General features: G+C 69.1%; 21 protein-coding genes and 4 pseudogenes. 10 read left to right on the top strand and 15 right to left on the bottom strand.

Translation table 11 applies throughout. The features are described 5' to 3' along the window. Positions 1–129 precede the first annotated feature (129 nt). Positions 130–804 carry a uridylate kinase gene (locus AB0M36_RS07390; RefSeq protein ID WP_364153798.1) on the bottom strand — a complete coding sequence of 225 codons (675 nt, stop codon included), beginning with the start codon at positions 802–804 and terminating at the stop codon, positions 130–132. A gap of 174 nt (positions 805–978) precedes the next feature. Between AB0M36_RS07390 and AB0M36_RS07385 the strand changes: the two genes are divergently transcribed. Beyond that, positions 979–1482, top strand: coding sequence for an NUDIX domain-containing protein (locus AB0M36_RS07385; RefSeq protein WP_364153795.1), 504 nt, complete (start codon positions 979–981; stop codon positions 1480–1482). Between the two features lie 347 nt (positions 1483–1829). Here the strand turns inward: AB0M36_RS07385 and AB0M36_RS07380 are convergent, their stop codons facing one another. Continuing rightward, a complete protein-coding gene (locus AB0M36_RS07380) occupies positions 1830–2627 on the bottom strand; it encodes an aminotransferase class IV (protein ID WP_364153792.1) in 798 nt (265 codons plus the stop codon). 532 nt (positions 2628–3159) lie between these two features. On the opposite strand from AB0M36_RS07380, the gene AB0M36_RS07375 reads away from it, so the two are divergent. Then, the gene (locus AB0M36_RS07375) at positions 3160–3840 is read left to right on the top strand and encodes an ElyC/SanA/YdcF family protein (RefSeq protein WP_364153789.1); all 681 of its coding nucleotides are present in this window, start codon (positions 3160–3162) and stop codon (positions 3838–3840) included. 134 nt (positions 3841–3974) lie between these two features. Here AB0M36_RS07375 and AB0M36_RS07370 read toward each other — a convergent pair. After that, positions 3975–4091, bottom strand: a pseudogene (locus AB0M36_RS07370) (SAM-dependent methyltransferase); the annotation flags it as partial. A 134-nt stretch (positions 4092–4225) separates the two neighbouring features. Here AB0M36_RS07370 and AB0M36_RS07365 point away from each other — a divergent pair. The 3 genes from AB0M36_RS07365 to AB0M36_RS07355 are packed head-to-tail and all read left to right on the top strand — an operon-like array spanning position 4226 to position 5677. Further along, entirely contained in the window at positions 4226–4525 is a 300-nt protein-coding gene (locus AB0M36_RS07365; protein ID WP_364153786.1) for a winged helix-turn-helix domain-containing protein, read from the top strand. Next, complete coding sequence (locus tag AB0M36_RS07360) at positions 4522–4815, top strand: hypothetical protein (protein ID WP_364153783.1); 294 nt, start codon at positions 4522–4524, stop codon at positions 4813–4815. The genes AB0M36_RS07365 and AB0M36_RS07360 overlap by 4 nt, the downstream gene beginning before the upstream one ends. A gap of 1 nt (position 4816) precedes the next feature. After that, complete coding sequence (locus AB0M36_RS07355) at positions 4817–5677, top strand: hypothetical protein (protein WP_364153781.1); 861 nt, start codon at positions 4817–4819, stop codon at positions 5675–5677. 41 nt (positions 5678–5718) lie between these two features. Here the strand turns inward: AB0M36_RS07355 and AB0M36_RS07350 are convergent, their stop codons facing one another. The 3 genes from AB0M36_RS07350 to AB0M36_RS07340 form a co-directional block, all read right to left on the bottom strand. Further along, complete coding sequence (locus AB0M36_RS07350; RefSeq protein ID WP_364153778.1) at positions 5719–6345, bottom strand: SDR family oxidoreductase; 627 nt, start codon at positions 6343–6345, stop codon at positions 5719–5721. Between the two features lie 241 nt (positions 6346–6586). Continuing rightward, positions 6587–8572 carry a WD40 repeat domain-containing protein gene (locus AB0M36_RS07345; protein ID WP_364153775.1) on the bottom strand — a complete coding sequence of 662 codons (1986 nt, stop codon included), beginning with the start codon at positions 8570–8572 and terminating at the stop codon, positions 6587–6589. Between the two features lie 371 nt (positions 8573–8943). Further along, on the bottom strand, positions 8944–9231 hold the full coding sequence (locus tag AB0M36_RS07340; RefSeq protein WP_364153772.1) for a hypothetical protein: 288 nt from the start codon (positions 9229–9231) through the stop codon (positions 8944–8946). 163 nt (positions 9232–9394) lie between these two features. On the opposite strand from AB0M36_RS07340, the gene AB0M36_RS07335 reads away from it, so the two are divergent. Further along, entirely contained in the window at positions 9395–9727 is a 333-nt protein-coding gene (locus tag AB0M36_RS07335; protein ID WP_364153769.1) for a multidrug efflux SMR transporter, read from the top strand. 140 nt (positions 9728–9867) lie between these two features. Here AB0M36_RS07335 and AB0M36_RS07330 read toward each other — a convergent pair whose 3' ends face one another. The 4 genes and pseudogenes from AB0M36_RS07330 to AB0M36_RS07315 form a co-directional block, all read right to left on the bottom strand. After that, positions 9868–10161, bottom strand: coding sequence for a transcriptional regulator (locus AB0M36_RS07330; RefSeq protein ID WP_364153766.1), 294 nt, complete (start codon positions 10159–10161; stop codon positions 9868–9870). 11 nt (positions 10162–10172) lie between these two features. Next, positions 10173–10625, bottom strand: coding sequence for a hypothetical protein (locus AB0M36_RS07325; RefSeq protein ID WP_364153763.1), 453 nt, complete (start codon positions 10623–10625; stop codon positions 10173–10175). A gap of 70 nt (positions 10626–10695) precedes the next feature. Next, positions 10696–10877 (bottom strand): annotated as a pseudogene (locus AB0M36_RS07320) (IS5/IS1182 family transposase); the annotation flags it as partial. Between the two features lie 46 nt (positions 10878–10923). Beyond that, positions 10924–11517, bottom strand: a complete 594-nt coding sequence (locus tag AB0M36_RS07315) for a hypothetical protein (protein ID WP_364153760.1) — start codon at positions 11515–11517, stop codon at positions 10924–10926. Between the two features lie 263 nt (positions 11518–11780). Between AB0M36_RS07315 and AB0M36_RS07310 the strand changes: the two genes are divergently transcribed. Beyond that, positions 11781–12161: a hypothetical protein gene (locus tag AB0M36_RS07310; protein WP_364153758.1), complete on the top strand. Its 381-nt coding sequence runs from the start codon at positions 11781–11783 to the stop codon at positions 12159–12161. Positions 12162–12397: 236 nt separating this feature from the next. On the opposite strand, the gene AB0M36_RS07305 is transcribed toward AB0M36_RS07310, so the two are convergent. Then, a complete protein-coding gene (locus tag AB0M36_RS07305) occupies positions 12398–13837 on the bottom strand; it encodes an alkaline phosphatase PhoX (protein WP_364153755.1) in 1440 nt (479 codons plus the stop codon). A gap of 132 nt (positions 13838–13969) precedes the next feature. On the opposite strand from AB0M36_RS07305, the gene AB0M36_RS07300 reads away from it, so the two are divergent. Beyond that, complete coding sequence (locus tag AB0M36_RS07300; RefSeq protein ID WP_364153752.1) at positions 13970–14233, top strand: hypothetical protein; 264 nt, start codon at positions 13970–13972, stop codon at positions 14231–14233. A gap of 539 nt (positions 14234–14772) precedes the next feature. Here the strand turns inward: AB0M36_RS07300 and AB0M36_RS07295 are convergent. Beyond that, positions 14773–15141, bottom strand: a pseudogene (locus AB0M36_RS07295) (alkaline phosphatase PhoX); the annotation flags it as partial. A 412-nt stretch (positions 15142–15553) separates the two neighbouring features. On the opposite strand from AB0M36_RS07295, the gene AB0M36_RS07290 reads away from it, so the two are divergent. Then, positions 15554–17164 (top strand): glycoside hydrolase family 13 protein, encoded by a 1611-nt coding sequence (locus tag AB0M36_RS07290; protein ID WP_364153750.1) that lies wholly within the window; start codon positions 15554–15556, stop codon positions 17162–17164. Positions 17165–17594: 430 nt separating this feature from the next. Here AB0M36_RS07290 and AB0M36_RS07285 read toward each other — a convergent pair. Then, a pseudogene (locus AB0M36_RS07285) lies at positions 17595–18788 on the bottom strand (phage holin family protein); the annotation flags it as partial. A 255-nt stretch (positions 18789–19043) separates the two neighbouring features. Between AB0M36_RS07285 and AB0M36_RS07280 the strand changes: the two are divergent. Beyond that, positions 19044–19448, top strand: coding sequence for a hypothetical protein (locus tag AB0M36_RS07280; RefSeq protein WP_364153747.1), 405 nt, complete (start codon positions 19044–19046; stop codon positions 19446–19448). 373 nt (positions 19449–19821) lie between these two features. Here AB0M36_RS07280 and AB0M36_RS07275 read toward each other — a convergent pair whose 3' ends face one another. Both AB0M36_RS07275 and AB0M36_RS07270 read right to left on the bottom strand, forming a co-directional pair. Continuing rightward, positions 19822–20766, bottom strand: coding sequence for a hypothetical protein (locus tag AB0M36_RS07275; protein ID WP_364153744.1), 945 nt, complete (start codon positions 20764–20766; stop codon positions 19822–19824). A gap of 172 nt (positions 20767–20938) precedes the next feature. Beyond that, entirely contained in the window at positions 20939–21229 is a 291-nt protein-coding gene (locus AB0M36_RS07270) for a hypothetical protein (protein ID WP_364153741.1), read from the bottom strand. Positions 21230–21343: the final 114 nt, after the last annotated feature.

Genomic DNA, 21343 nt, shown 5'->3' with positions numbered 1-21343 from the left:
GGCCGGCCGGCCCGGTGCCCTGCTCGCTGCCAAGGTTTCGGCAGATCGCCCCACCACATGGGCTGGAACCCTTGCGGGGCATGACTCAGAATGAGCACCGACCTGTTGTCGTCGGAGTGTGCATTGCGGTCAGTGTGTTCGGGTCTCCCAGACCGGCTGCTGAAGCTCGTCGTTGTGCACGATGATATCGACGTGATCAGTCGGGCGGACCGACGCGAAGTAGAGCTGTTGAGAGGGGATGTAACGCTCGCGCCAGCGCCGTTCGACTTCAACCCGAGATGACACCCGGCGCTCTCGGATCACGGCACGATCCACAATCGTCTCGAGCGCGGTCGACACGAAAATGCGCAGGTCCCAACGCTCCACCAGTTCCGGGCGCATGAGGAAGACGCCGTCGAAGACCAGCACGGCGTCGGCGGGAGCAGTCGTGACCGGCGGGGACAGCGCAGTATCCGCTGTACGGTCATAAACCGCGTGTTGGAAGCGCCGATCTCCGCCCGGGCCGAGCGGGTCGAGCAGAACCCGGCTCAGCGCGTCGTAGTCGTGGGTGTCGAAGTAGCAACCTTCGGCCGAGTACTCGCCGCGCGGATAGCGCTGTGCCCGGGGAAAGAGGAAATCGTCGATCGTCGCGCGGATGACGTCGCGGCCCTGCGCACGCAAGACGACGGCCAACTCGTCGGCGAGGGTGGTCTTGCCTGCGGCGGGCGGCCCGTCGATGGCCACCCGCGTCGGGTGCGCGACCGTGACGGACCCGACGGCCTCAGCCAGGCGGCCGAGCAACTCGTCGCGGGTGCCTCGGTTCATGTCCTGCCCCGTCCTCGTCTTCCGAAGTCCGCCGTGTAGAGCCCGACTTCATGCGCACAGCCCTTCCCGCCCGCCACTCCCCGACCAAGCGAGATTGCCGCATGCGGAAATGGCTGCGGTCGCAGCGCAAACAGCCTGCCATGGCGCTGCTCGCCTGGTATAGCGTGACCGGTCATGCCGCAGACGGTTCGCACCTCCGCCCGCGCGATCATCCTCGACGAGGATGATCGCGTCCTGCTATGCCGATTCGTCTTCCCTCACCCGGCGGTTCCGAACGGGGCACAGGTCGTCTGGGCTGCTCCAGGTGGCGGCATAGAACCAGGTGAGGACCGGCTGTCCGCGCTGCGCCGTGAGCTGCGAGAGGAAACCGGCCTGGTCACCGCCATCGATCCGCCGCACGTCTGGCATCAAGTAGTCGTTGCCGCAAATCACGCGCCCGGCTTCGACGGCATCGTCAACGACTACTTCCTCATCCGCGCCACCCACTTCGAGCCTCAAGGCGAGTTCACCGACGACCAGCTCGCCGCCGAGAACATCGCCGCCTTTCGATGGTGGCAGCTCTCTGAAATCACGAATTACACCGGACCTGACCTGTTCTCGCCCCGTGACCTTGCCACACCGCTGACCGACCTGCTCGCGTCCGGTATACCCGCCGACCCGGTCACACTTGGCTTATGAAGATCAGTGACCCGCTCAAATCCGCGTGATCATCGGCGGATATCGGCACTGCACCCGATCAGCGAATCTCATCCCTATAACTTGATCTTTAACCTCTGACGGGTCGGGTGGTACCCCGGTCCATCATGGAAACATCCCCTGGTCGATGATCTTCTTGTCTAGGGAAGAACGTCGATAGCCAAGGGCTGTTCTGGTGACCAGTGTGCATGACGGGTCTCCAGGGTGGCGTGGTCTTCGGCGCATTCGGGGTGTAGCCAAGTGCTTGTGCCGCGATGTCCGGCGGCATTTCGAGCACCAGGGGCCAAGGGCATGGACCACAACAGGCTGCGAGGCTTGGATGGTTTTCGCTACCGAGTTGTGCGGATCGGTTCCCAGTCGGCTTCTTGCCAGGCCCGACGCAGCAGGGCGGTGAATGCTTGGTCGCGGGGAAAGGCCGTCTCGTCTATCGCAGCGATCGGCTGTGCCGGGCAGTGCGAATTGGTCGCGGCGGCTGCGGTCATCTCGTTCAGCGATTCGCGAGTCATCGTCTGGACCGCGTCGGGAACACCGAGTCGCCGAAGGCCGAGTCGAAGCAGCTGCATGGTGATGCCCGCCAGGAGCGGGCCCTCGGGCCAGACGACCTGCGCACCGTCCCAGAAGGCAATGTTCCATCCCGAGCCCTCGAGAAGGGAGCCGTCTCGGCCGGCGAACAGGACGTCGTCGAATCCTGCGTGGCGTGCTTGGAGGCGCTGGAACGTGAGGCCCAGCGTGGCCAAGTGTTTGAGATGCGGAAGCTCTCGCTCGTACTGCACAGTCCGGACTCGCAGTGGTGGACGTGGAGCGTCATCGACCGGTTCGGCGACGGACACCAGGATGTCGGCATTGGGCCGTCGGGTGGGGTTCGGAAGGACGGTGACCTGGACGGAAGCGTCGTTCTTGTCGCCCAGTGCTTGGTCGATGAACGTCCTGACCTGGTCGCCGGACGGCGGGATGGCGTCGGGAAACAGAACGGCCGAGGCCTCGTTCAGGCGATGGAGGTGGAGGGACAGGCCGGGCACGGCTCCGCTGCGCACCTGCATGGAGGTGAAGTGGCCGTAGTTCCACATGGCTGCCCGATGCACGTCTTCGAGGGTCGCCGGCCCGCCGTTGATTTCTGCGTGTGTCACCGCGTCATGGTGTCAGTCGACGCGGGACCAGCGCGGCCCAGGTGTGCGGAGCGCCGCCCGTTTCACGGCGATCCCCGCAGCGCGCCCGAACCGACGCGGCGAGTGCGAAAAAGCGGAAATGTGAGGCGGCCTTGCGCTGGAGTTGAGGTGGGACTGCGAATCTGGCTTCAGTAGCCGTCCGGGTTGGTGTGGCTGAGATCCCCTGGCCTGGCTGAGCACACAGCGGCCCTCCTATTGGAGGGCCGTCGTGCTGTTCCGACTCCGGCACGCGCCGGGTCAGGCGGCGCGCTCGACCGCGACGCCCCCGAGGCACCGTTCGGCCAGGTGCGCCACCCCGGTGCGGCGCAGATGTCCCGACCGGGTCCCATGATGCGAATGGCGTGGCTCATTTCGACCTCCCGCCCATGCGTCGAATTGTCAGCGGGGCTAACAGAGCCGCCCTTTTCCGCAGCTCTGCCGCTGGATCGGCACCGCTACGATGGCGCGGATCTCCCGGTCGGCGGGGTGAAGGAACGGAGCGAGGGTGGCTCTCGTGGGACGATTCGGGTGGTCCTGGCGGCGTCTGCTGATCCGCTTGGGCGTCGCGGGCGTCGTCGGGCTGCTGGCGGCCGGCCTGCCGTGGATGTGGACCGAGAATGCCGCGAGCGGTCATGAGTACGACGAGGCGAACGCACCGACTGCGGATGTGGTGATCGTGCTGGGCACGGCGGTGGCGGCGGATCGACAGAATCCGGGAGATCGGCTCACCGGTCGCCTGGAAACCGCGGCCGAACTCGTGCGCGGCGGCCGGGCCCAGATGATCCTCGTGTCCGGCGACGGCGAGGGCGATTCCGGCGACGAGACATCGGCGATGACCTCGCACCTGACCGGGCGGCTCGGCATCGACGCGCGGCGTGTGGTGGCCGACCCGTTCGGCCTGGACACGTACGACACCTGCGCGCGGGCGCGGGACGTCTACGGGCTCACCAGGACATTGGTCGTCACTCAGTCCGACCACCTGTCTCGGGCGGTGGCGATTTGCCGGCACCTCGGCCTCGACGCCGACGGGGTGGCCGCCCGCTGCACCGGCTGCACCGCCACCTTGATCGCCGGGAAGGCCGTCCGCGACTATTTCGCCTGCACCAAGGCGGCTTGGGACGCGGTACGGGATCGACCGGCGGCAGTCAGCTCGCCGCCCAGCCCCGCGTTGACCCAGGCGCTGACGGGCGGCTGAGCGGCATCCGGGAAGCAGGTCCGGTCCCACACCTGTATGGCTGGTGTTCTCTCGCGGCACTTCACCGTGGCGGAGGCTCGTCACCGAGCGATCGGATTCACCGATGTGAGTGCACGGAGGCTCGCCGACTCAGCTCACCCTTCGGTGGCGATAGCCGCCACGGCAGCGTGCGGCCGATGAGTGCCTTCACGGGGCCGAGGGAGGCGCTCAACCTCCGTGAAGCCGGCTCTCGCCAGTCGCTCGGAGAACTCGCGCGTCCGGTGATGAGGAGGCGAATCTCAACACCGCTCGAGGTTCAAACCAATCCATCGAGAATCTTGCATCGCGTTGCGGTACGTGTCAGGATTCTGTGACACGTGTCAGGGTGATCTACGAAGGGGTGCTTGTGGAACCCGGTCTGCTGCCCGTGCTCACCGCCCTGGCGAATCCGCACCGGCTGCGGCTGATCGCGGCTCTGGCCGGCGGGAGCACCTATGTCAGCCAGCTCGCCCGCGACCTGCAACTGAGCCGACCGATGGTCCACCTGCACCTGCGACGACTGGAGGAGGCCGGCCTGATCGTCGGCCGACTCGAACTCTCGCCGGACGGCAAGGCGATGCGCTTCTTCGACGTCGCGCCGTTCGCGCTGACCGTGACCCCCGACCTGATCCGCGACGCGGTGGCAACGATGACGGAGGACGAATGATGGACGACACGACCAGGAGCGCCGACCTGGTGGTCTGGCAGGGAATGATCGGGTTCGCGATCACGCTCGTCGTGGTCAGCCTGCTCGTGGTGTACGCCACCCGCCAGTTCCGCCAGGCGTGGGAGGCGCGCGCCCGGTCCACCCGCGACGACGCCTTCCGCGACCTGGCCGCCGAGGCTGTCGCCGGGCGGCAGGCCCAGACGGTCGAGTTGGCCGCGCTGCGCCAGGAGCTCGCCGAGGTCAAGGCGGAGACCGCCGCCATCCACCACATGTTGCGCCAGGTCGGTTGAGATGCGGCCGACGTGGCGGCGGACGCGACGCATCCTGCTGTGGGGCACGGCTTCGGCGTTGACCGTCGCCGCCGTGCTGGCCCTGCTGACCTTCACCTACTTCTGGCGCTCCCCCGGATACGTACCGGGCTCCTTGCCTGTCTCGGCGGCTGAGGCGCGGGTCATCCCGCGTGACGACTACCGCGAAGAGCATCCCCGACCGTACGTCTACCGCCGCGGCGACGTGGTCGTCTTCGGCGCCGAGCACACCAAGGAACCCGACGACCCGCAGCTCGACGAGATTGACCGCAGGTGGCGCGAGCTGCGGCCAACCGTCGTCCTGCTGGAGGGCAGGCTCGGCTTCCTCGCCCCCGGCTTCATGGACCCGGTCGAACATTACGGCGAGACCGGGCACGTCTACGCCCTCGCGCGGCGCGACGACGTGACCCGCTACACCTGGGAGTTCCCGGTCGGCGACCTGACCCGGGAACTGGCGGCGACCCACGCCAAGGACCGCGTCGCGCTGTTCCTGGTGCTGCGCCCGTACTTCAGTCAAATGCGCACCGGCCGACCCGAGTCCCCGGAGGAGTTCCTCGCCGAGTACCTGCCCCGGGCAGCCGACCCGGCGGTACGCGGCGCGGTCAGCAGCGTCGCCGACATCGACCGCATCTGGCAGCGCGACTTCCCCGACAAACCCAACTGGCGCGACCTCAACGACTGGGAAGACCTGCCCGGCTACCTCCACCAGATCGGCAACCACTCCAACGACCTCCGCAACCGCTACCTCGTCCGGCTCGTGGACAAGCTCCGCGCCGACGGCGAACGGGTCTTCGTCATCTGCGGCTCCAGCCACGCCGTCCTCATCGAGCCCGCCCTCACCTGACGAACCGCACCGACCCCACGGCGGAGGTGTCCCTGCGTTACCTAGACGGTGAAACCGCCGTCGACGTTGATCGTGGCGCCGGTGACGTAGCGGCCGCCGTCGCCGGCCAGGTAGGCCACCGCGTCCGCGATCTCCGCCGGCGTCCCGTGAGCGCCGCCTTTGACGCCAGGAACGGCGCCCGGATGAGCTCCTGGGGGGCCTACTTCAGCGCCGGTTGCCGCGTCCCAGACGCGCAGCCCGTCGCTACCTTCGGACAGCAGCACCGTCCGGCCGCCCGATTCCGGGCCGGGCGGCACCGCGAACACCTGGCTCACCCCGGAAGTGTGGCCGGACATGTCCTCACCGACCATCCGACCAGCCGGATCCCAACGCCGCAGTCGACCTCGGTCATCGCCGGTGAGGAACAGCCAGCCCTGCCAGTCCTGCCCCAGTTGCTCCCCGCTCACCGCATCCCAACGGTGCACGGAACCGAACGGCCCGCCCGCCACCAGCACCGCGCTGTTGTCGTCGGCGAGTATCGCCACCGGGCCGAGACCGCCGGACGGAATCCACGCCGCCTGATGCGGTCGCAGCCGTGCTCCGACCTCATCGCCGGTCTCCAAGGTGATCCGACGAATCGCCGTGCCATCAGCGGCGACCAGCAGGCGGATGCCTGGAGCGTCAAGCACCCCGAGGAACGAGACGACGCACCTCGAGTATGGGATCGCGTGGCCGGCCGGCGTCCCCGAGGAGGCGTCCCACACTCGGAACAGGTCGTCGCCGCCCGCAGTCACGATCAGCCCTCGGCCGTCGGCCGTCGTGGCACCAGCGATGGCCCGGACAAGCGATCGATGAGCTAACTCGATACGCACATGTCTCCGTTCCCGATGACTGGTCAATCCACCGGCGCGTGCCAGGCGCAGTCGGCTGTCAGTGGCGTGCCGGTATAGGGGTAAAGGTGATGCTGCCGTCCACCCCTCCGGTCACGAAGAGGGTCCGACCGTCCGGCAGGATCGCCGTGGTGGCGCAGATTGTGTCCGGCACATCACCGAGATGTTCACCCGTGACGACGTCCCAGCATCGGACCAGATCGTCTTGGCCGACGGCGAGTATCCGGTCCGGGGACACAGTGTCCAGCCGGAGACCAGCGCCTGGTTCTCCACCGGTCCGAAGCGGCGGACCCAACTGCTCGCCGGTCACCGCGTCCCAACGGTAGACGCCTGCTCCGTCGTGGGCACTCAAGATCACCCGGCCGTCCGACAACGGATGAAAGATCAACCGGACAGGGATGTACTCACCGGCGGGAAGCGGCTTGCCGATCCGTTCGCCGGTTACGGCGTTCCACCGTACGACCCGGCAATCTTCGCCGCCCGCGGCAACCATGACGGTGGAGTCCGGCAGCGTCACGACCGCCACTCCGGCGAGCATCTGAGACTTCAGCCCGCGCAGCGGCTCGCCCAAGGCTTCCCCTGTGGCCGCGTCCACGAGGTAGATTCCGCCGTCCAACCCCGCGCCGGCGAAGAAGCGTCGACCGTCCGGGAACACCCCGGGAGCCACGTTCGTCAGCGGCGGTTCCGGCTCGTCGGCGGGCGGCTCCTTGACGACTCCCGCGGTCACGTCGCAGCGCAGGAAGCCATCGTCGGTGGCCGATGCCGCCAGCAGTCGGCCGTCGTGCTGCCATACCGCGGCAAGACCCCCCGCGGACGGCAGCGGACCAGCCCCTTGCGGACCTGCCGTCGCGCCGGTCGCCGCGTCCCACGCACGCAGCCCGTCCTGGCCGGTGGAAAGCAGCACCGTCCGACCGCCCGAATCTGGGCCAGCTGGCAACGCGAGTACCTGTTGCACTCGGGCCGAATGCCCGGGTAGATCAGCGCCGATCCTGCGGCCGGCCGTGTCCCAGCGTCGCAGCTCGCCTCGCTGGCCGCCGGTGACGAACAGCCAGCCTTGCTCGGACGGCACCACCGCAGCCGCGGTCACCAACGTCGTCGGTTCCGACAGCGGTTCCGCCACCGGGTCCCGCGTGGTCAGGTCCCACCGCCACGGCGTCCCACCGCGATCCACCGCAAGCAGCATGCGACCATCCGGGGTCACGGCCAGGCCACCCATCTCGAGGCCCCAGCCCTCCAGTGGCAAAGGCGCCCCGATCGGCTCGCCGGTCACCGCGTCCCAGCGATGGATCGGTCCCAGATACTCCTGGCCGATCACCACGTCCCGACCGTCCACGGAAACGCAGGCGAGTACCGAGATCGGCTCATTGACGCCGACCCAAGCTTCGCCGATCGGCTCACCGGTCGGCGCATCCCAACGGCGCACAAATCCATCGGTACCGCTCGACACGATCATCGAACGCCCGCTACCTCGCAGGACCGCCAGCGCCAACACCTTGCCGTCGTGCGCCCGCCAGTCCTGCCCCAACAGCTCCCCGGTCATCGCATCCCAGCGGTGCACGGAACCGCTCGGCCCACCCGCCACCAGCATCGCGCTGTCATCGTCGGCGAGTATCGCCACCGGACCAAGCCCACCCTTCGGCAACCATGCCGCCTGGCGCGGCCGCAGCCGCGGCCCCACTTCCCGCCCGGTCGCCAGGTCAATCCGACGGATCGCCGTGCCATCAGCGGAGACCAGAAGCCGGGAACCGGCGACATCAAGCACCCCGAGAAACGAGACCAAGGAAGGCAGGACCGAGGAACTCGAGCATGCGATCGCGTCGGCCGCCGTGCCAGAGGACGCATCCCACAAGCGAAACATCTCGTCGCCGCCTGCGGTAACGATCAGTCCTCGACCGTCGCCTGTCGTAGCACCAACGACGCAGCGGACCGGTGACCGATGAGCAACCTCAATACGCACTCTCCACTCCATTCCCGGACGAGCGACACTGTGATCGACATCCATGGCGGTGCGGGCGTCGCCCATCACGCCACCGAGCACCTCACGCTGCCTCCTGGTCCGGCGCGCCTGAGGGCCGTGCGGGTTTCGGGAACCCATCGTCGGTCGGCGCGGCGACGACGCCGACCTGAGCCAGGCCGACAAGGGCGGGGACCGCCACTATCGCAAGCCTCACAGTGACGATCCGACGCCGAGTGGTGAACATGCGCGGGCTCTGACGATCGCCTCTTGGCGAGAGTAGGCAGCGTCCACCCAGGCGACGGCACTGGAGACGGCTGCTACCGCTGACCGATGAGTATTCGCTGGCGAGGCAATGCGCCCGGTAGCTATCCGAACGCACTGACTTCGGCAGGCTCGCAGACCAGCGCCGTCTCCGGCGTCGGCGGCGATCAGATTCCCGATCAGAAGGGAGGTGCGTCCTCGCCCATCAACGCCAGGACGACGCCTCCCTTCCCGCTTTTGATGTTCTGGACCACGACCTTGCCGGTGCTGCCGTCGGGCAGCTCCAACGTGAAGGTCTTGCCGACGGCGTTCTTGGGGCCATTGCCGGCGCTGTTGGCGGGTCGGAAGTCGCCTGCCCACGGCGGGGTTCCACCCTTGCGGGCGGGCTCGGCGAAGAGCGCGGCGGTGCCGGGGGTCCTGGTGCCGTCCGAAGAGAGGAGCACTGAGGCGCTGCGATAGGTAGCCATATACGGCAAGGCTATCGCGGACAGCGCTTGTTCGCGCCACGACAGCTGTCTCGCAGGCCGCTTGCGTGGATCATCCATGCTCGGACGGGTCGCTGTCAGGCGACGAGCATTGCGGGTGGTGCAGCCGAGCGCGTTTCCCGCTGAGACGATGGGCGGTCCACCTGTGTACGGGTTACTCCTGCTGGCAACGGCGATCGTCTTCGAGGTCATCGGCACCAGTGCGCTACGGGCGTCGGAAGGTTTCTCCCGGCTGTGGCCGAGCGTGGTCGTCGCCGTCAGCTACGGGGTGTCGTTCCTGTGTCTGTCGTTGGCGCTCAAGACAGGGCTGAGCATGGGCCCCGCGTATGCGATCTGGTCGGGCGTGGGCACCGCGCTGATCACGATCGTCGGCCTCTACGCCTTCAGCGACAAGATCACTCCCATCGCGTACGCGGGCATCGCGGTGATCATCCTCGGGGTGGTCCTCGTGAACCTTGGTGGCGGCGGGGCGCACTAGCGTCAGGCCCGATCCGGGCTCATCCAGGTGGGTAGGGCCGGCGGGTGGATCAGGTCCCGACGACCGGTTCGACAATCCGAACACGTCATTGCCGAGCCCCTGGACGAGCGGATCAGCCGGCTCCTTCACGCCGGGCCTCACTACTGGCTGCGCACGCCGGCCGCGGCGACGATCGCGTCGAGGGCCGCCACGTGCGCGGTCAGCGCGGAGCGCCCCGTCGGGGTCAGTGACAGCCAGGTTCGTGGCCGCTTGCCCACGTACCCCTTGCGGATCCGCACGTAGCCGGCGGCTTCCAGGGCGCTGGCCTGCTTGGACAGGTTCGAATCGGTGAGCTGCACGGCGTCGCGCACCGTGGCGAACTCCACCTCGTCAGCGGGAGCCAGCAGGGCGACGATGGACAGCCGGACGGTCGTGCCGAGCACCGGGTCAGGCACCGGCGCGCTCATCACGCGGCCCGCGCGGCGCCGAGGCGCGCCGAGCGGTTGCCCAGCACGGTCACTACGAGCGAGTAGAGCTGCACCGCGGCGATCGCGGCGGTCAGGCGCAGCGGCGCGTCCAGCAGGTACACGCCGATCGCCACGGCCAGCCCGCCGGCGAGCACGGCGAGCTGCCGCAGCCACCATCGGAGCGGGTATGCCGACAACCGCAACCCGACCGGCCGGGACCGGTGGATGAGCAGGCTCGCGACGAAGCCCCCGACCGCGACGACCGCGTACAGCGGCATGGTGGCGCGGGTGTTCGGCAGGTCCAACGCCAGCCCGCCAGCCAGCGTGACGGCGGCGCTCACCGCGACGGCGGCAAGCGGCACCCGCTGGCCCAGGGCGGTGGCCTGAGCGCGGCGGTTGCGGACGTCGTCCAGGGCGCGCTGCGCGTCGTGCGAGGAGATGTAGTCGGTCATGGCGTCCTCCCCAGGAAGTACTTTCCATTTAGAAAGTAGTTCCTGGGTAGGCGTCCGTCAAGATCGCGCCCAACTTCCAGGTCTTGAGCGTGGCGATGGCTCGCTCACCACGAGCGCGGATCGTGGTGAGCGCTCGGTTGACCGCCGCCTGTCGGCGCAACAGCTTCGGGCGCAGTAGCGACGCTTGAACGGCGTGCGCACACTGCCGCGAGCTCCCAGGTAGCCCTTGCCGGCGAAGGTCATCAGGTCCGCATTGCCGGTTCAGGCACCGATCCCAGCCAACCTCGTGCCTGACAGATTACTGCGACTTCCCGGCAACGCCTTTCGAATCGCCGACGGCGACCGTCCTGTCCACGGTGTCACGTCCAAATCGGGCCGGCCGCGAGTCCATGCTGCGCAGACCGAGGCTCGCATGATGCTTTGCCGGGTCGGCGTCGGCAATCAAACACACAAGGTGCTCGAAGAACGAAAGATAAGTGGGCGATCTCAGCCGTCTCTCTGCGGCGATGTACGGCTCCAGCACCGACCATGCGCGGCGAGCGCGGGTCGGCACGAGTGCGACGATCATCCTGGTCTCGATCCCGCCGAAAACCGAGAGCGCTCCGAGGCTGCTGAAGTACAGACCAACGCGTGTGACATGACGGCGGTGCTCGGGCGGCAAGCCGTTGACCCCCTCGTCGGGTGAATCGGCTGACAGTTGGTAGAGAACGAACTCTTCGCTTTCCAGGAAGTCGTTACTGCGACATTCTCGGGTTAGTAACTCGATCGCCACGACGGTGCTGTTCGCCCGTTGCATCGAGCGCAACTGACGCAGGCCGAAGAAAGCGGACAACGCGACGGCGGTAAGGGAGATGACAATTGCGGCAACGTTCACGGCAAGGTTCAGATTCAATGCGGACCTCCGCGTCACGTTTGCAGGGCGACCCCCACCATATCAAGGGCTATCAATGTTGACTCACCATGATCGAATGCGTTGCCGTCGGCCCTTCGACGTGAGCGCTGTATTGCACGACGCCCCCGCCACCGTCTCCGGCAGGACCGACAAACGCGGACTGGCACGGCGAGCTCGCCCAGCCGATCGGGGAACTGACCGGGCTGACCATCGCATCCGACATGGTGATCTCATAGCGCGACTGGATGCCGCAGGATGGGGCCATGTCGCGCCGCACCCTGCCGTCCCTGCTCGTCTTCGCCGGTGTCGCCGTCGCCGCCACCGCCGTCATCACCTGGGCCGTGGCCGACGTGCGATACGACATCGCCCTGCCGCGCTGCGCCAGTGGGCGGCGGGTGGTGAGCTGCGGCGGCGACCACGGCTGGCACGACACGTCGTCGTGGGTCAGTACCCTGCTCGCGGTCCCGATGCTGTTCACGCTCGTGGGGACGTACCTCTATCTGTCGTCGCGGTTGGTGCGCGCGGAGAAGGCCAAGCGCCGGGAGGCACTGCGGTCGGCGCTGCGGCGCCGGTCCGCGCTGGTGCTGGCCGCGGCAGTCGCGGTGACGGTACCGGTGACGATGCTCGTGCGGTCCCTCCTGTGACGGTGGACCGGCGGCTCTGCCGACGCGGCCGAACCCCGAGCCGCTGCCGGAATCGGGCATCGTGGCGGCGAGAAGCCGGTCGACGTCCCTGAGGTCATCGGGCGCTGAACATCGGGTATTCGCGCGGACAACGAGGTCTGTTGGAGGGGGTTGAAATCCCAGGAACGGAGCCGCGCGCGCTTCAGTGGCCGGTTCGTCTCGGGAACCGGCCCCTCACCGTCGCCTGCTCGGCGGGATCAGCCCAGGTACTTCTGCCACGGGCCGGTGATGGCCAGGGTGAGGCCGGGATCCTGCATGTTGACGAAGAGCACCCTGCCGTCGTCGGTAAAGGTCGGTCCGCAGAACTCCGAGTCGTTGAGCTGGTTGCGGGCGATCGCGTACGCCGGGCCTCCCGGGAACGCGCTGAGTACGTGGGAGGCGCCGGCACCGTCCTCGGCGAGCACGAGGCTTCCCCACGGGGTGACGGTCACGTTGTCGGGGCCATCAAAGGCCAGGTCGGTGTACTTCGCCGGTGTGCTCTGGTGCGGGAAGTAGGTGACCAGCTGGATGGTCTTGGCGCGGTAGTTGTAGAACCAGACCATGCCGTCATGCGGGACGGCGTCCGCCGGGAGCTCGCCCTGCTTCCAGGCGAAGGAGTTGACGACGTACACGCCCTCGTCGGTGCCCCACACGCCCTCGAACTTGCGTCCGCGGGTGACCTGGCCGTCGGTGAACTGCCCGCGCACGGGCGTGGTCTTCGCGTCCCGCTCGGGCACTTCGATCCACCGCACGGGGAAGGGACGGCCCAGCTGCGCGGAGGTCAGGTAGGCGACGTCGGGCAGCACCGAGCCGTCGTCCATGATGATCTGCATCGCGGCGAGGACGCCGGCGTCCGGTGCGAGGCGCGTGAGTACGCCGGGGCCGATCCGGCCGCCGCGGGGCGCGGTCCACCGGTAGAAGAGGCCGTTGGGCTTGCTGGCGTCCTCGGAGAGGTAGATGTGGGTGCGGTCCTTGTCGATCGCCAGCGCCTCGTGGGCGTAGCGGCCCAGGCACTTGATCGGCCTCGGGTCCGCGCTGCCGTCGGCCCGGACCTCGAAGACGTAGCCGTGGTCCTTCTGGAAGACGCCGGTACGGTCGCCCTCCTTCCAGACATCTCCCGCCCGGTCCTCGGTCTCCTCGCAGGTCAGCCAGGTGCCCCACGGGGTGGGGCCGCCGGCGCAGTTGGTGGCGGTGCCGGAGAGGGCGACGAACTCGCCCAGGTTGCGTCCGGCCCGGTCGGTCGTGATCACCGTGCAGCCGCCGGCGTCGACGGCGCCCGAGTCGTAGACGGTGCCCTTGACGTGCGGTACGCCGAACTCGGCGCCCGGGTCGATCTCGTGGTTCTGGATCAGCTTGTAGCGGCCACGGCCGGCGGGAAAGGCGGCCATGCCGTCGTGGCTGGACGGGGTGAGGCCCTGGCCGCGGTCGAGCCGGGTCACACCGGTGCGGGTGACGATGGTGTAGCTGAAGCCCTCAGGGAGGGCCAGGATGCCGTCGGGGTCGTCGACAAGCGGCGGGAAGGGCACGTGGCCGCTCCCGACCGGCCTGTGCGGCCGGCCCGGGGTGGCCTCGGCCAGAGACGGGACGGCACCGGCGACGGCGAGACCGACGCCGGCGGCGGTGCCACCGGCCAGGAAGGTACGACGAGAGGTAGGCACGTGCGTGAGCTCCTTATCCACATGAGCTTGACGGGCGACAGCCAACCCGTGCGGACCGACACCTGTGCGCCGTTCATATGACGGACCGGCGACATCCGAGTGAAGAGTGAAGGCGACTCACACATCGCGGCGATGGCATCGATGGATTTCCCGCCGGGCCACCGGGCCGGGCGCCGACCGTGGGTCGTCGCCGGCTCGTGCGCCACCAGCAACCCGGTCGTGCTGGCCGGCGACCGGCACGCCACCGCCGCGCAGTTCCAGGTCACCGCCGGCCGGCCCGGCCTCGCCGTGCTCCACCACGACGTCCACCCGCCGCCGACCCCGCCGCCCTGCGCCGTTACGCCGTCGACGACGACCAGTTCTGAGCTCACCCCAGGGAAACAATCCAGACATTGAGGCTTATTGATTGCTGCGTACGCTGCCTAAAGAGTAACCGCGTGAGTACGAAAGGTTACGCGAAGCCGAACAAGCGCGAGTCGGCAGGAATGAGGTGGCGACCATGGCGAAGAAGAGCAAGAAGAGCAAGAAGGACAAGAAGGGCAAGAAGAAGTAGTCCTGCGCCGGCCCGCCCCGCCGTCACGGCACACCGAGACGCGAGGCGGGCCGGCCGACAAGCCGTCCACTGTCAAGTCCGCGGCGGCGGTCGCGCCGAGCGACGTTCTGCCCGCCGCCCGATTGAGCGAGGCGACGAACGTACATGCACAGCGAGGTTCTCCACACGCTGGACGCTCACCTGCAGAGGCTGACGACCCTCCGAGGGGATCTCGTCGCCAAGCGGTCCATCGAGCCGGGTGAGCGGCTGCGGATCACCGCCGACGCCATGACCTGCGCCGAGCAGTGCGCACAAATCCTCTCCCGCCTTCTGGCGAGCGACGATCCCTACGGCGGCGCCCCGGGCGAGCCCACCGCCCGGTAAGGAGGAGGCCGGCTTGTCGCCGGAAGGGGCCGGTGACGCCGTAGGTGATGCCGCCGGAGGAGGAGCCTGACGTGCCGCGCTGCGAGGAGAAGTACAGCCGGTCGCCGGCGGGCGTGAAGGCCGGGCCGGTGATCTCGGAGCCGCTCTGACCGGTGATCCGCAGGAAGGTCGACACCTTGTCGTCGGGGGTGATCATGCAGATCTCCATGTTTCCGCCGTCCTCGGCGAGGTACAGGTCTCCGGCGGTGGAGCCGGTGATGTTGTCGACGCCGGTCAGCGGTGCGGTGCCGGGGTTGACCAGGTTGTCGTCGTAGGCGAGCTCGTACGTGTCGGTGAGCAGTTTGATCTGCCAGACCCGGTTGTCGCCCTTGGTGGTGAACCAGACGGTGTCCGGGCGGCGGCTCACCTCGACCCACATTCCGCTCGGCCGGTCCGTCCGGGTCCAGACGAGGGCCGACTCCGCGGTCGCGTCGCCCGACTGCACACCGTGGGTGAGCACGGGACGACTCCCGGCGAACGCCGGCGAGGAGGGCAGGAGACTCAGGACACCACATGTCGCTGGTCTAGCGGTCCGACGTGAACCGCTGGTGAACGGCACATCGCGCTTGTTGGTTGTGGCGCTGGTTGTCCTCCGTCGGCCGTGAAGGAGAGCTGCCCTTTGGGCTGCCTCACCACGCAACGATGTCCGGCTGGGGCCCTGGATCTTGGGTCCTACCCTCTGTTGACGCCGGCCCTGAGCCGGCGCGGGGCCCGCAGCCGTACCTCTGCTGAGTCCCGTCCGCCTCTCGTAAGGACTTCCCGTGGCCGACATCCTCGGCGCGCCCTGGTGGCGCACCGCCGTGATCTACCAGGTGTACCCGCGCAGCTTCGCCGACGCGAACGGGGACGGCATCGGCGACCTGCCCGGCATCCGGGGCCGCTTGACGCACCTGCGTGACCTCGGGGTGGACGCGGTGTGGTTGTCGCCGTTCTACCCTTCCCCCCAGGTCGACGCCGGGTACGACGTCTGCGACTATCGCGACGTCGACCCGATGTTCGGCACCCTCGCCGATTTCGACGCGCTGGTCGCCGAGGCGCACCGGCTCGGCCTGCGGGTGATCATCGATGTGGTCGCGAACCACACCTCGGACCAGCACCCGTGGTTCGTCGAGGCCCTGGCCGCCGGGCCCGGCTCCGCCGCGCGGGAGCGCTATCTCTTCCGGCCCGGAAAGGGAACCAATGGGGAGCAACCGCCCAATGACTGGGAGTCGGTCTTCGGCGGGTCGGCCTGGACCAGGGTCGCGGACGGCGAGTGGTACCTGCATCTCTTCGACCCCGCCCAGCCCGACCTGAACTGGCGCGACCTGGAGGTGCGCGGCGAGTTCGAGGACGTGCTGCGGTTCTGGCTGGACCGCGGCGTCGACGGCTTCCGGGTCGACGTGGCACACGGAATGATCAAGGCGGACGGCCTGCCCGACGTGGGCCCCCGCAAGCAGGTACGGCTGCTCGGCAAGGGCGATCTGCCCTTTTTCGACCAAGACGACGTTCACGACATCTACCGCTCCTGGCGGAAGATCCTGGACGGCTATCCGGGCCAGCGGATAGCCGTCGCCGAGGCCTGGGCCTCCACCTACGAACGGCTGGCCCGGTACGTGGCCTACGACGAGCTGCACCAGGCGTTCAACTTCGAATTTCTCCGCGCGGCCTGGGACGCCGTCGAGCTGCGCGGGGTGATCGACCAGTGCCTCGCCTCGATGGGCGCGGTCGGTGCGCCGACCACATGGGTCCTCTCCAACCATGACAAGCGGCGGCACGTCACCCGGTTCGGCGGCGGCGAGATCGGGCTCCGCCGGGCCCGGGCCGCGGTGCTGCTGATGCTCGCCCTGCCCGGATCGGCCTACGTCTACCAGGGCGAGGAGCTGGGGCTGCCGGAGGTGCTGGACCTCCCGGACGAGGCGCGACAGGACCCGATCTGGTTGCGCTCCGGCGGGACCGAGCCGGGCCGCGACGGCTGCCGGGTGCCGCTGCCCTGGTCCGGCGACGCGCCGCCGTACGGGTTCGGGCCGGCGAGCTCGACGCCCTGGCTGCCGCAGCCGGCCGACTGGGCCGAGCTCACCGCGGCGGCGCAGGACGGCGACCCGGCGTCGATGCTGGCGCTGTACCGGACGGCGCTGCGCACCCGGCGGGAGCACCCGGCGCTCGGTCAGGGCAGTTCGGAGGAACTGGAGTGGTTGCCCGCCCCGGCCGGGGTACTGGCGTTTCGCCGGGCCGGCACCCCGTCGCTGGTGTGCACCGTCAACCTGACCGACGCCCCGGTCGACCTGGCTGCTGCCGGGGTACGGGTGACCGACGCGCCACTGCTCGCCAGCAGCGCCGTCGCCAGTGGCATGCTGCCTCCCGACACGGCGGCCTGGTGGTCGGTCGCTGGCTGAGCCAGCGACCCCTGGCGGGGACCGAGGGCCGAGGCGGCGTGACCGGACCATGACCCACCCGATGCCGTCGTGGTGCACGAGGCCGGGAAGCAGCCGCGGATGATGCTTCGCCAGGTCCTCCATCGTCATCCGGCCCCGGATGACGGGTCAGATACACCAGGGCGAGGTTTCCAGAGGCCGCCACCACGATCTCGGGCGCGGCGCCACCGTTGCCCGTCCGCCCGTGGGTGCGGCCCACCAGCCCGTCGCGCAGGGCCCGGGCACGGCCGGCCTGCTCGTCGTCACCGGTGGCGAAGACCCCCGGGTCCGGCTCGGCGCTGAGCCCACGGACAACCTCCTCCAAGGTGTGGCCGTACCGCTGGGCGAAGGTCGCGCCCTGGCTCTGACCGTGGTCGGACAGGACCACGAACCGGTACGGGCGAGGAGCCGCCATCGCCACGTCCCGCAACGTCGCGAGGACACCGTCGATGCCTTCGAGCGCCGCCAGTGCCTCCGGGCGCGCCGGTCCGGCGTGGTGCGCGATCTCGTCGTAGTCGACGAAGTCGCAGTAGACGGCTGGTGCGCCGCGCATGATGTGCTCGGCGACGATCGAGAGATTGAGGTGGCGCAGCAGGACGTTGGTCAGGCCGCGCAGCAGCACGTACGAGGCGGTCCGGCGGATCCGCGGTTCGACCTGCCGCAGCCGCTGCCGCCGAGCCTGGTACAGCTCCTTGACGATCTCACCGACGGTCAGGCACAGCGAACGGGTGAGGCCGAACGGATCCAGCAGGTACGTGCTGACGTAGCGGGCCGGGCGGCCGGCGGTCTCGCGGGCGCCGATGGTGCTCATCGTCAGCAGGCTCGTCGGGGCATCGCCAGAGAAGACGTTGCTGACGCTGACACCGCCGTCGATCAGCAGACCCCGCCCATTGCGGAGACGGGCCTCGACCAGGGCGCTGTCGTGGGGCCGGTTGGTGACGACGAGGCGGCCGGATTCCTTCTCGTACCATCGGAATGCCGGCACCGCGGCGCTCGCGCCATGCAGCAGACCGGCTTGGCCGGCCGGTGTCGTCGCGGGTAGCTGCGCGTGCCACTCCGCCAGGATGTGGCTGCCCGAGCGCAGCCATCGGGCCAGCGTCGGCAGGCAGCCGGCGGCGATCGCCCACCGGGCCAGCGGCGCGGACAGTCCGTCGATCTGGATGAACACCACTCCCGGCACGTCGCTCGGGGCGGCGGCCCGACGGTGGCGGCGGTTCGCCCGGAGCAGATGCCGGGTGATCATCGCCGGCTGACCGGCGGTCACGAACCACAGTCCGATACTGGCCAGCGCGGCGTACACCCAGGAAGCCCAGAACGCGGGCCAGAAGCCGGCCACGTGCAGTCCAGGCGTCACCGACAGCGCCAGGTAGACGATCAGCGCCTGGCCCAGCAGCCAGCCGCCAAAGACGCCGGCCCAGCCCACGCGGGTGAGCAGCACCGCCGCCGCCGGGCGCAGGGCCGCGCCAAGCAGCCCGAGCACGACCGCCGCGAGCAGCACGGCCCATCCGCTGGCAGCCGAAACGCCCGGCAGGACCGCGATCGTCACGCCCAGTGCCGCCCAGCCGAGCAGGAGCACGACGACGATCGGCGACCTCCGCACGCTCATGTCGCCGTTCGTCCATCGTGGCCCCGGCCGGCTCGTCGGTTGGGCGGGGGGTACGCCCGCGCACGGGCACCACAGCGGGCGATCAGTCCCAGAGCGATCGAGGTCACGCCCCATCCCACCGCGAAGCTCGGGCCGGTGGATCGTCCGCTGCGAGTGATCGGCCGCCGCCGATGACATGGCCAGAACCTGCGGATGGTGCAGCCGCTGCGGCCGATTCGGGCCGGTGGAGGAGAATGTCCGGTCAGGAGGCCCGCCGTGACCACAGAGCAGAGCCCAGCGCCGCAGTCCGGATCAGCCCCGGACTCCAGTCAGCTGATCGAGTTCGAGCGGGCGGACGTCATCTCACCGATGATCTACCCACCCCGTCCCAGGCTCGTGGTGAGCGGACGAAAGCCATGGGCGAACATGACAGTCAGCCTGGTGCCGTGCGTCTACGTCAGCCCGCCGGACTACTGGGCGATTCAGGTCGTCGGCACGATGCCGCAGATCGGTCAGCCCGCGATCGTCCCGTACGTCGTGGAGCTCGACCTTGGTGACACCATCGGCAACCTCGGTATCGAGGTGGTGGGCGCCGACAAGACCGAGCAAATAGAGGTGCAGGCTTCCGGGGATCCCTCGGCGGCTGCACCGCCGCCCGAGACCGGCACGCCTCCCGGTTAAGGACCGCTGGTAGCGGATTCATCCGATGCGGACGAGGCGCGCGCCGTCAGGACCGCCGATGCTGGAACCGTCGGCCCGGCCCCGCTGAGGGGGTGGGAGCCGCGAGCGGTCGATAACACCGTGTCCGTGCCCCGCGTGAATTGCCCGAGTCCGTCACCGACGCGGATCACAGCCACGAGCGACCGCTGCGGTCGAGCATCATGGGACCGGGCCGGCACCGGTGAATGACACCCGGGACGCCTGGTGGGCGGCGCTGCGAGCGCTACCGCAGGCTGGAGCGACGAGGCCGCCGAGCCGGGGATGCCCGCAAGCGACGCTAGGCCCGGAAGCTGGCCGAAACCCGCTGTCTTGATCGGAGGAACAATCCCATGACCTAGGCGGGTAACGGCCCTGGCTCCCCGGCAGCCGGCGGCTCGGGCTGCGGTCGACCCGCAAGCACCGCGGCGAGCGCCTCCTCCACCCGGTTGACCCGGGGCCGCAACAGCATCCACTCCCGCCCGAGGGCGAGCGCCTCGTTCTCGGCGTCCACCGCGGCCACGAGGTCCTGCAACAGGCCACTGACCTCAAGCGACCAGTTCCGTCGCGGCTCACCGGCGGCCCGTTCGATCAGGACGGTCCACCGACCCACCAACTCGGTCAGACCGACACGCACCGGCAGCCACGCCACCTCCCGCTGCCCGGCGGTGATCGCGGTCAACACCGGCGGCAACCGCGTACCGGTCAGGGCACGGGTCTCCCGCGCCAGTTCGCGAGCCTCCGCGTCCCAGGCCGATTTCCGCTGCGCCAGATACACCAGCAACCCGCCCACGATCAACGCCGCGAACAGGACGAACAGCAGGAACCAGCCGAACGGTCCGAGGCCCGTCGAAGCGGCAACCGCCGAGGCGCTGGGTACCGGACTGGCCTGCGCCGGTGTAGTGGTCTGCGTCGGCACGGGTACCACTACGACCGCCGACGTCGGCGGCCGGGTCGTAGCCGGCGCCGGTACGGCGGTCCGCGTGGTGGTGGTAGTAGTGGTCGTGCGGGCCGGCGCCGGCTCTGTAGCGGTGGGCTCGGCGGGCTCCGTGGTCGGCTCCGGTTGCCGCGACCGGGTGGGCTGCGTGCCCTCGGCCCGGCTGGGCCGCACCGCGGTGGGTTCGGCCTCCGGCTCCTGTGATGCGGGGCGGTCGGCCGACCGCTGCGACGCACGGGGCGAGGGCAGGGTGGACGGATCCCCCTCGCCTGTCGCGCATGCGGTCAGACCGAGCACCGCGCCGATCATGAACGCTGACAGCACGGATACCGCGCCGGTCCGCCGATGATTGCGTCTGGATCCCATGCCGGCTCCTCGCTGGTCGGTGGCGCGACGCTAACCCGGCCGCAGCCGCCCCCGAATCATTCGAGACAGACGATTCATCTCGTTCCGCCGGCACGGTGAACGGTGATGGCCGACCAAAGCTTCACGACGGGCGCCGGACGCTCGGCGGGACTCGGCGCTGGGACGGCGCCGCTCAGGCAGCTTCCGGCGGGATGCAGTCAGGGGGCACCTCGAGCGGGTTTCGCTCGGCGTCACGGGCCGCGAGGGTGGACATGGCGTGCCGGTATTGCGGCCCGGTGATCTCACCAGCCACCAGCTGAAGGGTCAGGGCACCCTCGAGGGTCTGCGGGCTCCGCTCCGGCACGGGGGCAGCGCTCGGCCCGGCCGGTTCGCTGGTGGCGTCCTGAGCAGCCCAGCGGATCTTCGGCCATGCCACCATGGCAGCCGCCGCCAGGCCGATCAGCAGCAGAACGGCGCACAACACCAGGATCACCTCTAACCCGGACGACCGCGCATCGGCTGGTAGATCGCTCCCGGGCAGCCGGGGAACGGGCAGATCGGTCTCACCGCTCCAGTGAACAGTCCGGCGGGCAGGCAG

This window comes from Actinoplanes sp. NPDC051346 (assembly GCF_040682215.1).
GTDB lineage: Bacteria > Actinomycetota > Actinomycetes > Mycobacteriales > Micromonosporaceae > Actinoplanes.
This window is presented reverse-complemented; position numbering and strand designations above follow the sequence as displayed.